Genomic DNA, 15,590 nt, shown 5'->3' on the forward strand with positions numbered 1-15,590 from the left:
GAATATTCCCATGGTGGTATATTGTAATCAATCGTTGGTTAATCTTTACAAATAAGGAGGGATACGATATGAGCCAAGAAGTAATTTCGTTCATCGAAAACCTTAGTCTGCCTTGGCAAGTAGAAGTCAGCAAAAAGCTTCGACTCATGGTCCTTGAAGCCATTCCGGAGGTAGAAGAACGGATTCAGTACAAAAAACCGCATTTTCTAAAAAACGGACATTATGCGGCCGTGATTTCGCCATCCAAAGATGCAATTGCCTTTATGATCATGAACACAACTAATCTAGACGTCCCGAAACATTTCGAAGGTCCGCCCGAACGGAAATGGCTTAAAATTCGAAAAGATGATACTCCGGACTTTGAACTGCTAGCCGATCTATTAGTTCAAGCATCAAGTTCGTTGTAGTAACAAGATCGGGGGTAAGGTCATATGAAACAGACAACGTTGAACGCACTAGCCGAGCCTAACCGATTACAGATTGTCGAACTGTTACGAGAAGGTCCTTTAACCGTTAATCAGATTGCTGAACGTCTTCATATCCGGCAACCTCAGACTTCCAAACATTTGAAAATATTGCATGAAGCAGGTCTGGTCGAAGTTCAGGCGGAGGCTAATCGACGAATCTATAGACTACGATCTGAACCGCTTCAAGAAATGGACGAATGGTTGGATACGTTCCGCGGTATTTGGGAAAAGCGCTTTGATCAGCTCGAGGATTATTTGGAAAAATTACAAAAGAAAAGGTAGCAGCCGCTACCCTTCTTTTTAGGAGGAATTCAAATGACCGAGCAAAGCAAACAAGGTTTACTTCTGTCACGTGTTTTCAATGCCCCCAGGGAACTGGTTTTTAAAGTTTGGACCGACCCTGAACACTTCGGCAAATGGTGGGGGCCTCAAGGATACTCCTTAGAAGTTATCACAATGGATGTACGTCCTGGTGGCATGTTCTTAGGTTGTCAGAAGTCTCCGGATGGAAACCAAACCATGTGGGGGAAATTTGTATATCAGGAAGTTATCGTTCCTGAGAAACTGGTATTCATTCAATCATTCTCTGATGAGGAAGGCAACACTATACGTGCACCTTTTAACGCAAACTGGCCGCTTGAAATTATGAATATCATCACGCTTGAAGAAATCGATGGAAAAACCACGCTTACCATGCAGGGAGGCCCTGTCAATGCAACTGCAGAAGAACAAGCAGCATTTGATGGAATGGCTCCGATGGTGAAACAAGGATTTGGCGGAACTTTTGATCAACTCGCGCAATACCTTGAAAGCCAGCAATAATTACATGAATCAAGGAAGCGCAAACCAGCGGCGGCGAACCTATTGGCTCGCCGTTTTTTTAATGCTTCAGAACTCCTGCACCTTTACTCGAAAAACCCCCTGCCCGATCGCCTTGCTAATGCATTCGCATGCATGTTCGAGAAATTACAGCTTCTGTGCGACTGGTTGCTCCGCTGCCTGTCCATCATCTTTATGCTCAGGCAGCTCGCCGTCTTTCCAGACGACCTGTTCGCCGTAATCTTTTCCCCAATCGTACATCAGCTTCAAGATCGGCATTAGGCTCTCCCCGTAAGGCGTGAGCGAATATTCGACTCGAGGCGGAACCTCGGGGTAAACCACACGATGAACGAGCTGATCCTCCTCCAATTCCCGGAGCTGGTTGGTCAGCATTTTTTGCGTGATATGAGGAATCATTCGATTCAGCTCACCGAAGCGCTTTACGCCCTCTAAACCAAGATGCCATAGGATGATCAGCTTCCATTTGCCGCCGATGACCGCCAGGGTTAACTCCTTATGGCAGTTTATTTCCTTCAGATTGATTCGCTGCTTGACTTCACTTGCCATAATGCATCACCCCTTCTTCCCTACAGTATACAACGGTCGCGGTTATATCATCAAAGCGGCAACTTTACCCACACCTTGACCTCTTATTCCAAATTGGCGTGCAGCCCAAACATATTTTCCGAGTGAAGTTCCTTCATCTCCATCAATCTCAAGATAACGGCATCCAAGGCGATCAGCATCGTTTGCTCAAATAAAGAGGCCATCGGTTGAACGGTGACAAGAGATCCTTGATTCTGCTCCTTCGTTGTGCCCGGTAGCCGAACGATCGCATCCGAAAGCTTACCGATACGTGATTCGGGATTCACGGTGACCACCGCTACGGCAGAGCCTATACCCTTGGCCTTCTGAGCCATAGACACCAAGCTCTGCGTTTCTCCGGAGCCTGAACCGATAAGTAGCATATCCCGCGCGCCGATGGCCGGAGTTACCGTATCGCCCACGACATGAACCTTATACCCCATCTGCATTAATCGCATGGCAAAAGCTCGGATCATTAGACCGGATCTGCCGCCCCCCGCTAAGAAAATGGCATCGGATTGCACGATCCGTGTAATCAATTCCTCAATCTGATCAGCATTGATCTGCTGCACGGATGCTGATATCTCCTTGGCAATGTCCGCTGCATGTTGAAATATCTTTTGACTCATCGTAACTTAGACCTGCTTAACAAGCTGGTTCATCTGGGCCGCAACCGCTTTTTTATCGGATTGACCTGTGATTCCCCCTCCGACAATCACGAGATCAGGATTCGCTTGGATCACCTCAGGGAGCGTCTCCATTTTGATTCCTCCCGCAACCGCCGTCTTGGCGTGCTTCACGACACGTTTGATCGCAGCCAATTCCTCGAATGAATTCTTGCCTTCCGCTTGGTGGTCGTAGCCGGAATGAACGCAAATGTAATCCACGCCCAAAGCGTCAATCTCCACTGCTCTACTCTCAATGTCCTTCACATTGATCATATCGACCATCACTTGCTTACCTTGCTTAAGGGCTTCCGCTACCGCGCCTTTGATCGTAGCATCGTCGGATACACCTAACACCGTAATAATGTCCGCGCCGGCTTCGGATGCCTTCGCCACTTCATAACCGCCCGCATCCATAATTTTCAGATCGGCCAGCACACGCAGCTGCGGGAAAGCCTCTTTAATTGCTTTTACGGCATGAAGTCCTTCGTTAATGACAACCGGTGTTCCGATCTCCACGATGTCGATAAACTCGGCTACCTCAGCCACCACTTGTTTTGCTTCAGGAATATTTACTAAATCCAATGCCAATTGAAGTTCCATATTGTTATTCTCTCCTTATGAACGTATTGGTTAATGACTACGCCCATTGTAGAGCAGATAGTTTACTTTCCGGAAGTACGTACTTAGAAGTGAGATACTTACGTGGAAGTAAGTAATACGGCGGGACAAGGGTTTATGGGCTCCGTTTAATTAGCAATGCATACTGCTCCAAGACGCTGGTAAAAAACAATTAAGCCCATTTATTCACTTTTCGGCTCGCATTCGGCTGTGGTTTAATATAGTTGTCAGGCCGGACAAAATGATCGGAAAGGAGGCTGAACGAATTGATTCAGAATATGGAGGTGGCATCCGCATAAGCGGGTGTCACGTTTAGGGGAGCCCGTTATAGGGCTCCCTTTCATTTACAATCCGATAGCATTGGAGAAATGATTATGTCACATACATCTGAACCAGCCGTTATTATTGTCACTGGTGTCATGGCTTCCGGTAAATCGACGGTAGCCCAGCTGCTGGCCGAGAAATTTGAACGCGGAGTCCACTTGAGGGGAGACGCGTTTCGGAGAATGATTATCAAGGGCAGGGAAGAAATGCTTCCGGATGCTTCAGACGAAGCAAAACGGCAGCTTGCCCTGCGCTACAGATTATCGGCCTCCACTGCCAGAACCTATGCTGAAGCGGGTTTTCATGTCGTCCTCCAGGACGTCATTCTCGGCCCCGCGCTGCTGCAAATAACCGAAATGCTAAACGGCCTTCCCGTTTACGTCGTTGTGCTGAACCCATCTGAGAATGCCATCAGCGCACGCGAGCAGATTCGTAACAAAAAAGGCTACGGGGTATGGACCATCCATGAGCTGAACCGGCGTTTGAACGACGAAACGCCGAGAATCGGCATGTGGCTGGATACCTCCGATTTATCTCCGGAAGAGACCGCCCAAGAGATTTGGAAGCGGATATGGAACGAGGGGCAGATCCGTTAACATAAACCCGGTATCATTCATGACAAGAATTCCTGGTAAAAAACAATTATGCCTGTTTATTCACTTTAGTCCTGCAGTCGGCCGTGGTTTAATATAGATGTCCGGCTGGACCAAATGATCGGAAAGGAGGCTGAACGAATTGATTCAGAATATGGAGGTGACATCTGCGTAAGCGGATGTCACGTTAAGGGGAGCCCTCTATAGGGCTCCCCTTCATTTCATTTTACTCATAGATCACAGCTTTGATCTCGTCGCTATCGATATTATTTTTGTCATACCAGTAAAATCCCGTATCGATCTGCGGTTCAACCTTCTCCCCTTTGATGGCCGCCACGGCGGCTTTTACCGTCTCATATCCGATGCCGACCGGATTCTGCGTGATGGCTCCCGCCATCGTTCCATTCTTGATTGCGTCAATCTGCGCTTTTCCGGAATCGAACCCGACCACGATAATCTGACCTTCCTTCTTCATCTCCGTTACCGCATTAATGACCCCGACGGCCGAACCCTCATTCGCCCCGAATATCCCTTTCAAATCCGGATGCGCCTGCATCATCGCTTTGGCCAAGTCCGTCGACTTCAAGTGATCCCCGCCTCCGTACTGGATGTCAACGATTTCGATATTCGGGTACTTCTCTTCGATCTGCTTCTTGAAGCCGTCACGGCGGCTAACCCCGGTCACGCTGGTCTGGTCATGGACCACCATGGCGATTTTGCCTTCATTCCCGATGAGCTCAGCCATTTTATCCGCCGCAAGCGCGGATGCAGCCATATTGTCCGTCGATGCCGTCGTTACCGGAATGTCGCTTTCCACGCCCGAATCGAAGGCGATGATCGGAATGTTGTTTTCCTGGGCTTTTTTCAGATAAGGAATGGAGGCCTGGCTATCCAGTGCAGCAAAACCGATCGCGCTTGGTTTCTTATCGAGTGCTGCTTGCAGCATTTCGATCTGCTTATCCACCTGGGATTCCGTCTCTGGTCCTTCAAAGGTAATCTTTACGCCAAGCTCTTCCCCTGCCTGCTCGGCACCGGTTTTTACCGCCTGCCAGAACTGATGCTGAAAGCCTTTGGAAATGATCGGAATATAGATTTCCCCTTCGGCAGCCGAACCGGAGCCTGAGCCGGATCCGCCCTCGCTTGGACTGTCGGTTCCTGAAGCGCTCTTGCCCGATGAACCGCAAGCCGCCAGCATGCTTGCAGTCAGCATGAGAATCAGAGCCAATACGGAAAGCTTTTTCATAATCTCCATCTCCCCTTGTTTATCAAAATAGTACATCTATAGAACTTCCATCCAAGGAAGCTTCTATCCAGATTAAGCTAGCACACGGCTAACCGAGCGCGGATCGCAGTTCTAGCAGAGGACTTACGCTTTGCGTCTGCGCAAAATATCCGCATACACCGCGAGTATAATGACAAATCCTACGACAACGGTTTGCCACTCCTGCGGCACGGACAGAATACGTAATCCATTCGTCAGCACGCTCATGATCAATGCGCCGATGACCGTGCCGATGATGGTACCCTTCCCGCCGCTGAGCGAAGTCCCCCCGATTACGACCGCCGCGATGGCTTCCAGCTCATAACCGGCCCCCAGCGCCGGGTTCGCCGAGTTCAGCCTCGATGCCATCATGACACCCGCCAAACCGGTAAAGGCGCCGGTTAAGGTGTAAATGACGATTTTCCAGAATCCCACATTAACACCCGACAATCGGGTCGCCTCTTCGTTGCTGCCTAGCGCAAAGTTATACCGGCCGATGATGGTCTTCGATAAGATGAGGTAGCCCACAACCGCCGCGATGAAGAAAATAACGACCGCATTCGGAATATCGAGGCCCGGTATCAGCCAGCCCAGCACGCTGCCTTGGGACACCTCGGCAAAGCTTTCGGCGTCGTTGAAATAGACCGGCTTGGCTCCGGAGATAATCAGTGCCAGTCCTTTAGCGATCATCATCATCGCCAGCGTTGCGATGAAAGGCGGGATCTTCATCTTCGCCACCGCCGTACCGGATAGAAGCCCGCATAGCGCGCCCGTCAATATCCCCCCAAGAATGCCGACCGGAACCGGCAATCCCCAGAAGGTGATGCAGACGCCGGTCATAACGCCGCTTAGTGTCATGACCGTTCCGACAGACAGATCAATGCCGCCGGTAATGATGACAAAGGTAGATCCTAAGGCAAGAACGCCGATCACCGCGGTCGAGAGAAGAATGCCCACGATATTGGAGAATTGAAAGAAATTGCTGGATGAGAATGTAAAGAATAGTATGAGAACAACCAAGCTGGCTAAGGCCAGCACTTGCTGAAGTGCGCCCGATTTGATTTGAATGTTCATCTGTTTACTCCTCCTAACGTGTATGGATAACGGCTTACATCCTTGCTGTAGCCAGATGCATAATGCTTTCTTGGGTCGCCTCTGCTTGATCCAGCTCGCCCGTAATCCGGCCTTCACACATCACGAGAACCCGATGACTCATCCGTAAAATTTCAGGCAGCTCTGAGGAGATCATGATGATCGATTTACCCTGTGCCGTAAGATCGTTCAGCAGGCGATAGATTTCGCTCTTGGCCCCTACATCGATCCCGCGCGTCGGTTCATCGAAGATCAGAATGTCGCAATCGCGGGTCAGCCATTTGCCGATAACGACTTTCTGCTGATTACCGCCGGAGAGGAATTTGACCTCTTGGTCTACATGCGGTGTTTTGACCTTCAATCGTTCGACCATATCCTCCGCCTGCTTGCGAATCCTGGTCGTATTCATCCAGCCGGCTGGGCCCAGGAAGTTACGGTATGAGGCGATAGCCACATTGCTCTTCACATCCAGATCGACGACACATCCATAGCGCTTGCGATCCTCGGATAAATAACCGATCCCTTGGCGCACCGCATCATGGGGGCCCTTGATCGTTATCTTGCGGCCATGAACATGGATCTCGCCGGATTGTATGCGGTCGGCACCGAAGATCGCTCGGGCAAGCTCTGTCCGCCCCGCACCAACCAGGCCTGCAATGCCAAGGATTTCTCCCTTTTTCAGAGTGAAGTTAATGTCCTTCAAAGTTCGGCCTTGATTCAGTCCTTTAACCTCCAATACCGTCTCACGTTCACCTACGCTCTTCTTCGGTTTCGAGGTCTCGTAGATCTGACGGCCAACCATTTTGGAAATAATATCCTGTGTGGTGACTTCATCCGTTGAAACCGTATCGATATACTGTCCGTCACGCATCACCGTAATGCGATCCGTAATTCGCTTGATCTCATCCATCCGATGGGAAATGTAAACGATTCCAACTCCGCCTTCTCGAAGCTGACGAATGATGCGGAACAAATCCTCAATCTCGGTTTCGCTTAAAGCTGCAGTAGGCTCATCCATGACCAGCACGTCGGCGTTATAAGACAATGCCTTGGCAATCTCCACCATCTGCTGCTTGGCAACCGTTAGTTCCGAAACCTTGATGGATGGATCCATGTCCAGCCCCATCCGCTCGAACAGTTCCTTCACCTGCCGATTTAGCGCCTGATTGTCCAGAAACAACTTGAGCTTTCTGCGCGGCTCCCGCCCGATGAATATATTCTGGGCAACCGTCAGATCAGGCGCCAAGTTCAGTTCCTGATGGATCATGCTGATCCCGGCGTCTTGAGCCGCTTTCGGATTCGTTAACTCTACGGGCTGCCCTTTGTACCTGATCGTACCTTCGTCCTTCTGGTATACGCCGGTCAATATTTTCATCATCGTTGACTTGCCGGCGCCGTTCTCACCCATTAGCGCATGGACTTCACCGCGCAGCAGCTCGAATCGGCAATGATTTAATGCAAGCACGCCCGGAAATTCCTTCGTGATTCCTTCCATTTGTATCAATACTTCGCTCAAAGCCCCTCACCTCTCTAGCTGGCACCATTTATGAATCATTGTACAAATCGGTCTCCGATGGAGGAATGGAATATTCTCTGATCCATGTTGAATAATCTATGATCTGTTAACAGGCTCCCCCCATAAAGGAAGAAGCTACTCTTCCACAAAGGGAAAGAGCAGCTTCTGGTTCTCCTCGGTATACATATTGTCTTTGTTGATGACAACGGAATCGGTGTACACGTTGCGTAACACCTTGTCTCCTTCGATGATGGATATGGCTGTTTTGATGCCCAAATAGCCGATGTTGAAGGGCTTCTGAACAATGGTGGATTGAAGAACCCCCTCTTCGAGCAGCTTGACTTCCTTCACCGAGCTGTCGAATCCGACCAGCTTAACCTTGCCCGCCAGCCCCAGTTCTCGGATCGCTCTTCCTGCCCCGACTGTAGAAGGCTCATTCAGCCCCACGATTCCATTCAGGTCAGGCCTTTCCAACAGCAGTTTCTTCGTGATGTCATAGGCACGCTCCTCCTTGCCCTCGCTGTAGTAAGTGCCCACGATTTCCGTGCCGCTGCGCTGCTCCAGAATGCTTCGAACCCCTTGTTCCCTTTCGATCTGCGTCGAGGCCCCCCGTACGAAACTGATAATGGCGACCTCCGCATTTGCGGAGAGCAACGAAGAAAGCTCCTTGCCCGCCTTCTGTCCGGCATTCACATTGTCGGTCGCGATCAAGCTCTGAGCGTAATCGCCGTTCACCGCGGAATCAATCATGATAAGCGGAATGTCAGCCTTGCGAATGGACTCCGCTACAGGAACTAGGCGGTTATAATCACCTGCTGCCATAACAATCGCATCCGGCTTCTGCTTGATGGCTTCCTCCAGCAATTGAATCTGCAAGTCTACTTCGATTTCCTGAGTCGGTCCTACCACCGAGACATCCACACCGAATTCACGAGAAGCCGTGTTCACCCCTTCAATCAGTACACGCCAGAATTCAATCTCATCCAGCGCTTTAACACCCACGATGATCCTCTTGGGTCCGGGTTCTTCCTTGGACCACTGAAGGGCGATATAACCCAGGATGAATACCGGAATCAGCAGCAGTAAAACATATCGCAGTCTCATGTACGACTTCATGGCACATCCCCCTCCATGCTCCGCCATTCATCCGGATGAACGGCCGGAATAAGCACCGTGACGTTTGTCCCCGCTCCGGGCTCGCTCGTATAGCGAAGACCATATTCCGCTCCAAAATATAACTGAATCCGCTGATGGACATTCGCTATCCCAACGCTGTTTCTCGAATGTTGGCTCCCTGTAGAGATTAATAATGTCTCAACCTTGGACCGATCCATGCCGATGCCGTCATCCATGACTTGAAACCGAATCCGATCATCCTGAAGTCTCCCCGTAATCGTGATCGTGCCCGGCCCTTCCTTGTTCTTGATGCCATGATAAATGGCATTCTCCACCAGAGGCTGCAGCAGCACCTTCAACGTCAGATAAGGATAAAGCTCGCGGTCCATATCCAGAGTAAACCGGATTTTATCCTGGTATCGCATTTGTTGTATTTTTAAATAATTCGTTATATGTTCCACCTCGGTAGCAATCGGGATCATTTCCCTCCCTTTGCTGAGCGAAGCTCGAAACAGCCTTGCTAGAGCCGATGTCATCAGAATCACCTCATCATGCTTTTTGCTCTCGGCCATCCATATAATGGAATCCAGCGTATTGTAGAGGAAATGGGGATTGATTTGGGCTTGCAGGGCATTCAATTCGCTTTTCCTCTTAATTTCCTGTTCTATCACGATCTGGTCCATCAATTCCTTGACCTTCAGCACCATCACATTGAAGCTGCGGGCCAAGCCGGAGATTTCCCTGGAATGCCCCACAGGAACCCGGATATCGAAATTTCCCTTCTCCACTTCCATCATCTTTTCCTGGAGCTTCTTGATGGGACGCGTGAGGTTGCGGGAGATAACGACGGAGAACAGCACGCCGACGCCAAGACATAACAACCCCGCTATAGCAAAAGAAAGCTGCATCTGCTTCTTATTGTCCACCAGCTCATTCTCGTAAAAAACGCCGACGATTTTCCAGCCGAAATCCGTGTCCTTGATGCTGTAAATCCGGCTTGCTCCGCCCTCCTTCACGACAAAACCTCCTTGCTTGTCCTGAAGCACCTGCTCTAATCTCTCCGTCTTCAAATTGCTGTAGAGCAGCTGCTGCTGCGGGTGATACACAATCCGGCCTTGACGGTCAATCACGAACACGTAACCCCGGTTCCCCAGATCGAGCTTGCTGAGCATATCGTTAATCACCTTGAAGTTGAGATCGATCAACAGGATGCCGAGCCCGTTAGAAGAGTTCACGCCGCTAAGCTCGCGGCTTAGTGATACAACCCAGCGGTACTCTCCCTTGATAACCGGCTGTACATGCGACGAGGAGATCACTGTCTGTCCCTTGTTTTCCTTCGCCTGCCGATACCAGGGCTGCTCCGATAACACAATATAAGGATTCAGTTCGGCGTCCGCACGATCGGAGATAAAGGTACCGCCTGCTCCAAAAATGTTAATCGACGCAATATCTTTGCGCGAAACCCGAATCGAGTGGAAATATTCCGATATCTTCGCTTTCAACATAGCCAGTTCCGCAGGCTGCAGTTCATCTGCCGAGGCGAGGTATTCCCTCACGTTCGGGTTGTTCATCGTCGCCAGCGAGATGTCCTTCATCCCGGTGATGTAAGTTTGGATATTCGCATTCACTTGATTGATCAGCTCGGAGGTATAACTCTCCGCCGTTTCGCGAACAGCCGATTCGGACAGCCGGTAGGAGATGAAGATCAACAGCAGCGCCGTAAACAATACAAGCATCACGAATGAGCTGGCAATGCGGGACTGAATGCTTTTGATCCGCTGCGGAGGCATCATGGCCTTACCTCGCCTGACGTCATTTTATTCCGGTACTCCGTCGGGGTATCTCCGGTATGTTTTTTAAACAGCACGCTAAAATATTGAGGATCCTGATAACCGGTTTTCGCCGCTATTTCATAAGTTTTCAACAAGGAATGCTTCAGAAGTTCCTTCGCTTTCTCCATGCGGACTTCCGTTACGTATTCAACGAAGGTCTTCCCGGTATGCGACTTGAACAAGGCGCTGAAATAACTCGTGCTCATGAAGATCCGGCTGCATACGGTCTTAATCGATAACTCGGCATCCTCATAATGCTGCTGGATGAAATCGACCGCCTCCAGCATCTGGGTGCGGGTAATATCCTTTCTCGCCTTGGCAACGTCCCTTAACGCCTGCTCGCACACCTCGTTTAACCAGCGTTCGATCTCCTCCAAGGACCGAAAAGAATACAGATCGGACAGCAGCCTCTTCTCCTTGCCGATCAGCTCGTTTCCATTGCTGCCGATTTCCATCAAAGTTTGAAGCACGGCAAGCATGACCCGAAGAACCCGCATGTAACAGAGCTCGATTGAAATTGAAGCGCTTCCAAGTTCACTGATCAGCCGCCGGATGCACGCCCTTACCTCTAAGTCCGTACCGGCCCGAATTGCGGAGATTAGCGCTGACTCGGTTTCAATCCCATCCTGGAGAGGAGCGTCCCCCCGCTTTTCAAGATCCGTGATATGAACCACCTGATCGCGGCCGATCAGGAGCCGGTATTCCAGTGCAGCTTCCGAAGCCCTGCAGGAATAACGGATATCCTGAAGCTCGCGGCAAATCGTTCCGATGCCGAGCGTGACCGTGAATTTCATGAACTGCTTTGTAGATCCGCGAATGTCCTCCGCCAGCTCCTGCGCCCGAGCGTGCAGCTCCTCCTCGCCGGAGCCCGACAGGATGGTCATAACTTTGTTCTCCTTGTACCTAAAAATAGCTGTACCGGGCTCACCTGCCAAAATCTCCTGCATGATATTGTATAAAGCAAATGCATACAGCTCATTATCGACTTGCTGTTCATCCGTACGAAGCTCATCCATATCCGCTGCCATCGCGATATAAAGCGGCCCCGGAAGCCGGATATCAAAATATGCAAGCTTGCTCTCGATCTCGGATCGCTTCATCGGTGACGACGCCAGACGTTCAAGAAATCGTTCCTTAAGCAGAACCAAACTCTCATTCAACTGTTGCTTGAGCCTTTTCAGGTGCTCCGTATGTCCGCGCTCCTCATCCATTTCCAGCTTGAGTTTACCAAGCATCTCCCTTAACTCCGCTGACGTAACCGGTTTCAAAATAAAATCCGTGACTTGCAGCTTCACCGCCTGCTGGGCATATTCGAAATCGTCAAACCCGGTAAGGATGATGATCTTTGTCTTGGGAAAACGTTCCGTAATATGGCGTGACAACTCCAGGCCATCCATGTACGGCATGTTGATATCCGTTAACACCACATCGGGTTGATGGCGGGTTACAGCCTCCAGTGCATCCCTGCCGTTCTCACAATCCCCGATGCACTCAAAGCCATGATCTGCCCACTGAATCCGGTTTCGGATTCCTTCTCTTACAATCGGTTCGTCGTCCACAATAAGAATCGTATACAATCAAAGCCTCCCCCGTTCAAAAGCAATTCCCATTTGCTTAGGTTATATCGTGTTACGAGGTCAATATACAGGAAAAGCCCTTTGGCAGGCAACTGCCAAAGGGCTCCATGAGTTTATATTTAATTACGGGTGTTCATCCACGTAATGAAATTGTTCACCACGATATCAAGAAAACCGATTGTCGGCTCATGAATCAGCTTGCCGGACTCATCCAGCTTCTCATGTACCGCCCCGATGTATACCTCATTGTTAGGGAGCAGCGGCGAAGTAATACCGACAGAAAACAGAATATCCCGGAGATGCTCCTGAGCTCTCACCGTTCCAAGCTGTCCCATCGACGCCCCCATGATCCATGAAGGCTTCCCGTTCATAACCTTATCAACGCGCGATAACCAATCAAGCGCGTTCTTGAGCACGCCCGGTATAGAGTAATTATACTCCGGCGTGATCCACAACACCGCATCAGCGGCAGCAATCCGCTCCTTGAAATCCTTGACGGCCGCAGGAGGGTCCAGCTCAATGTCTTGATCGTAAAACGGAAGATCGCGCAGCCCCAAAATTTCAAACGTGATCTGATCCGAGTAGCGCTGCTTCAAATATTCCGCCAGTTTCATATTGTACGACTCTTTTCTAATGCTTCCTACTACGATTGCAACGTTCATAATACCCTCCAGTTCTATGCTTTCTGCGCACATTTCATTCCATTTTTTACAACTAATATACAGCCTAGCACCATATTTTACCAATGTCAAAATATCGTTTGTTCTACTTCATCAACGAGAGCAGTTTACACACATTGCGCTCCATGTCTTCTCTCTGTTCAGGCGGTACATATTGGAGCAGAGCCAGTGCGGCATAAGGCACTTTGATGGCATGCGGATCTTCATACCGTTTGCTCCAATAGGCTGAACCCGTAATCGACGCACCTTCGGCAGCTTCAACTCCCTGAGTCGAAAGCGCTTGTGGCTTTAAACGGTTGAGTTTCATTTGCAGCCGGTGATTGCTTTGACCAAGCTTGGCAAGTTGAGCGTATCCGAGCCGCTCCAGCTCAATAAGCGCGTGTGCGTGGGTAACGCCATGCTCAAGCTCACCGGCAAAAAAATAATATTTGCCATCAACGTGCTGATCCGGCAGCACGAGCTCCAGCTCGGAAAGTGCACGACGTGCCAAATCGGATGCATTCCGGTACGGCGGTATTTGCGAAAGTGAGATTTCCTCGAGATCCAGCTGCGTATAATCCTCAATGCCATAATACCTAGCAAGCTTGTGTTCTACTGCTGCATCTTCCATCAGCTTAAGAATGCCTCGCACGATAGACGGCGTCAGTAAGTCCGGACGGTCCCGTAATGCTTTCAGTCCCAAGACGGCCAGGGTTACCCCGTGTCCGGAGGTACTCAGATTCGTCAGGTTAGGCAGCAGTCCTTCAATGAGTTGATTCATTAATTCAGGCTGCGCAGGCTCGGGAGGGTAGGGTTCAAACCAATCTTCATGCTGACTACGCAAATGCAGGCAATTGGCGGCCAGGCCCTGCAGTACATCTTGCGGCAAATCAAACTCCTTCTGCATGTAATAAGCCGCCAAATACGCACCGCCAACATGTCCTTCAAACCAGCCAACCTCGCCGCCGCGGCTCAAGGCCGTAAGACCATCCTCCAAATACCGGTCACTAATGACCGAATTCACCTCCTTCCCTTCGATTGCACTCGGCAGATTCAGCCTGGCTGCAATGTCTTTGGGCAAGCTTGTTATTTTCATTCGGATGCTGTAACCATACATTCTAAAATGCAAACCATCCTCGTTATCCGAAACCATCATCCGCCGATCCAGAGTGGAGCGAACCCGGTCCAGAAACCGTTCGTCCGTTACTCCGTAAGTGATCTCCAAGGATGGTGCCAGCGCATTCATGGCGATCGGAATCCATTTGCGCTTTGTTGATACAACAACGGCATGAGCCGTTCCTCCAATGGCAAAAGCGAATTGCTCCGACTCCTTGGCGATCGTTAATCCGAGCGTCCGCTTCATCCATAATCTTGCGGCTACCGGATCCTCCACAGGCAATCCCACCTCCCGCAAGTACAGGATGCCATAGGTGCCGTTCGGCGCAAGCACCCCTTCCTTCAGATCTTCATGCGCGATAAACTCAAGCAAATTCCCATCGCCATCCTTGAAGTATACGTTCATGCCGGAATCAAAGCGCTCAACCACTTCACCGTCAGGCCATTTCAACAAAGGTAGCTGCTCTGCAAGCTTCTGGACCATGGATTCAAACTGCGAATAAGGCACTTCAAACGCGATATGAGCAGGAGCTATAGGTTCATACGCTTCTTCAAAAGCGAGCGTGAAATCCGGTGTAGGCTGAAATACGATCTCCACCTCGCTTTCACTGGCTACCGGGAAATGAAGTAACCCGTGGTAGAATTGTTTCACACCCTGAATGGATACCGTCTTTAATTTCAGACCGGTAAAATGAGTGATCATGAGATCTCAACCTCCTCTTTACCGCTGATCTTCTTGACCAGTTCCATAAAGATGGACAGCGCCTCTTTAGCCCGATAATCCAGTACAATCGTGCCTTTTGCCGCTTCGGATTCGTATATGGTTCGCTGAGAACCTCCAATGGATATCCATTCCGGACTATTGATCCCGTGCAAATTACGGATGGTTGCCTGCATTTGCTGTAGTGAACTCACGCCGACCGCTCCTCCCGCAGAGCTTACCGAAAGAACCGGTTTACCTGAGAAATGCATCTGTCCCAAATGATCCAATGCGTTCTTCAAGACTCCGCTCATCCCTCCGTGGTACTCTGGTGTCGTCAAAATAATGCCATCCGCCTCCATCAACAGACGCTGCAGCTCGCGCACGCCATCATGGCGGTTGAATATCTCGTCTGGTGAATAGAACGGAAGCGGTGTTTCATACAGATTAAACAGCTTCACTTCCACGAACAACGTATTCATTTGCGCTTCCAGGGCTTTGGCCAGAACGGTACTTGTGGCTTCCTTGCGATTGCTGCCAGCTATAATCACGATTTTCATAGTACTTCCTCCCTTATGGGTATCTAAGGTTTTGTTAAGTACATTGTAGAGGAGGCAAGCAATGGAAATCGTCAACATTTAGAGTGA

16 protein-coding genes are annotated in these 15,590 nt (G+C 50.0%); 4 read left to right on the forward strand and 12 right to left on the reverse strand.

The features are described from left to right. Positions 1–68: 68 nt before the first annotated feature. From MKY82_RS20335 to MKY82_RS20345, 3 genes are read left to right on the forward strand one after another with little or no spacing between them, the layout of a single operon-like run. Positions 69–407 carry a DUF1801 domain-containing protein gene (locus MKY82_RS20335; RefSeq protein ID WP_194543368.1) on the forward strand — a complete coding sequence of 113 codons (339 nt, stop codon included), beginning with the start codon at positions 69–71 and terminating at the stop codon, positions 405–407. 24 nt (positions 408–431) lie between these two features. Further along, positions 432–749, forward strand: coding sequence for a metalloregulator ArsR/SmtB family transcription factor (locus MKY82_RS20340; protein WP_339294250.1), 318 nt, complete (start codon positions 432–434; stop codon positions 747–749). Positions 750–782: 33 nt separating this feature from the next. Next, the gene (locus tag MKY82_RS20345) at positions 783–1,289 is read left to right on the forward strand and encodes an SRPBCC domain-containing protein (RefSeq protein ID WP_339294251.1); all 507 of its coding nucleotides are present in this window, start codon (positions 783–785) and stop codon (positions 1,287–1,289) included. 144 nt (positions 1,290–1,433) lie between these two features. Here the strand turns inward: MKY82_RS20345 and MKY82_RS20350 are convergent, their stop codons facing one another. The 3 genes from MKY82_RS20350 to hxlA form a co-directional block, all read right to left on the reverse strand. Next, positions 1,434–1,853 carry a helix-turn-helix domain-containing protein gene (locus MKY82_RS20350; protein WP_194543371.1) on the reverse strand — a complete coding sequence of 140 codons (420 nt, stop codon included), beginning with the start codon at positions 1,851–1,853 and terminating at the stop codon, positions 1,434–1,436. An 83-nt stretch (positions 1,854–1,936) separates the two neighbouring features. Continuing rightward, the gene (gene hxlB, locus MKY82_RS20355; RefSeq protein WP_220684740.1) at positions 1,937–2,500 is read right to left on the reverse strand and encodes a 6-phospho-3-hexuloisomerase; all 564 of its coding nucleotides are present in this window, start codon (positions 2,498–2,500) and stop codon (positions 1,937–1,939) included. A 6-nt stretch (positions 2,501–2,506) separates the two neighbouring features. Next, the gene (hxlA, locus tag MKY82_RS20360; RefSeq protein WP_071220348.1) at positions 2,507–3,139 is read right to left on the reverse strand and encodes a 3-hexulose-6-phosphate synthase; all 633 of its coding nucleotides are present in this window, start codon (positions 3,137–3,139) and stop codon (positions 2,507–2,509) included. A gap of 392 nt (positions 3,140–3,531) precedes the next feature. On the opposite strand from hxlA, the gene MKY82_RS20365 reads away from it, so the two are divergent. After that, positions 3,532–4,077 (forward strand): AAA family ATPase, encoded by a 546-nt coding sequence (locus tag MKY82_RS20365; RefSeq protein WP_194543374.1) that lies wholly within the window; start codon positions 3,532–3,534, stop codon positions 4,075–4,077. A gap of 223 nt (positions 4,078–4,300) precedes the next feature. Here MKY82_RS20365 and MKY82_RS20370 read toward each other — a convergent pair whose 3' ends face one another. The 9 genes from MKY82_RS20370 to MKY82_RS20410 all read right to left on the reverse strand — a co-directional run bounded on the left by MKY82_RS20370 (position 4,301) and on the right by MKY82_RS20410 (position 15,503). Next, positions 4,301–5,326, reverse strand: a complete 1,026-nt coding sequence (locus tag MKY82_RS20370) for an ABC transporter substrate-binding protein (RefSeq protein WP_216532472.1) — start codon at positions 5,324–5,326, stop codon at positions 4,301–4,303. A gap of 114 nt (positions 5,327–5,440) precedes the next feature. Beyond that, positions 5,441–6,409, reverse strand: coding sequence for an ABC transporter permease (locus tag MKY82_RS20375; RefSeq protein ID WP_071220346.1), 969 nt, complete (start codon positions 6,407–6,409; stop codon positions 5,441–5,443). 34 nt (positions 6,410–6,443) lie between these two features. Further along, on the reverse strand, positions 6,444–7,943 hold the full coding sequence (locus MKY82_RS20380; protein WP_339294252.1) for a sugar ABC transporter ATP-binding protein: 1,500 nt from the start codon (positions 7,941–7,943) through the stop codon (positions 6,444–6,446). A gap of 135 nt (positions 7,944–8,078) precedes the next feature. Next, on the reverse strand, positions 8,079–9,059 hold the full coding sequence (locus MKY82_RS20385) for a substrate-binding domain-containing protein (RefSeq protein ID WP_194543376.1): 981 nt from the start codon (positions 9,057–9,059) through the stop codon (positions 8,079–8,081). Beyond that, the gene (locus MKY82_RS20390) at positions 9,056–10,852 is read right to left on the reverse strand and encodes a sensor histidine kinase (RefSeq protein ID WP_339294253.1); all 1,797 of its coding nucleotides are present in this window, start codon (positions 10,850–10,852) and stop codon (positions 9,056–9,058) included. Before MKY82_RS20390 ends, MKY82_RS20385 begins: the two co-directional genes overlap by 4 nt. Beyond that, a complete protein-coding gene (locus MKY82_RS20395; protein ID WP_339294254.1) occupies positions 10,849–12,468 on the reverse strand; it encodes a response regulator in 1,620 nt (539 codons plus the stop codon). The genes MKY82_RS20390 and MKY82_RS20395 overlap by 4 nt, the downstream gene beginning before the upstream one ends. Before the next feature lie 119 nt (positions 12,469–12,587). After that, entirely contained in the window at positions 12,588–13,130 is a 543-nt protein-coding gene (locus MKY82_RS20400; protein ID WP_194543379.1) for an NAD(P)H-dependent oxidoreductase, read from the reverse strand. A gap of 103 nt (positions 13,131–13,233) precedes the next feature. After that, positions 13,234–14,946 (reverse strand): VOC family protein, encoded by a 1,713-nt coding sequence (locus MKY82_RS20405; protein WP_339218103.1) that lies wholly within the window; start codon positions 14,944–14,946, stop codon positions 13,234–13,236. Further along, positions 14,943–15,503 (reverse strand): NAD(P)H-dependent oxidoreductase, encoded by a 561-nt coding sequence (locus tag MKY82_RS20410; protein WP_220684734.1) that lies wholly within the window; start codon positions 15,501–15,503, stop codon positions 14,943–14,945. Before MKY82_RS20410 ends, MKY82_RS20405 begins: the two co-directional genes overlap by 4 nt. Positions 15,504–15,590: the final 87 nt, after the last annotated feature.

The sequence above is a fragment of the Paenibacillus sp. FSL W7-1279 genome, assembly GCF_037969845.1.
Classification (GTDB): Bacteria; Bacillota; Bacilli; order Paenibacillales; family Paenibacillaceae; genus Paenibacillus_AQ.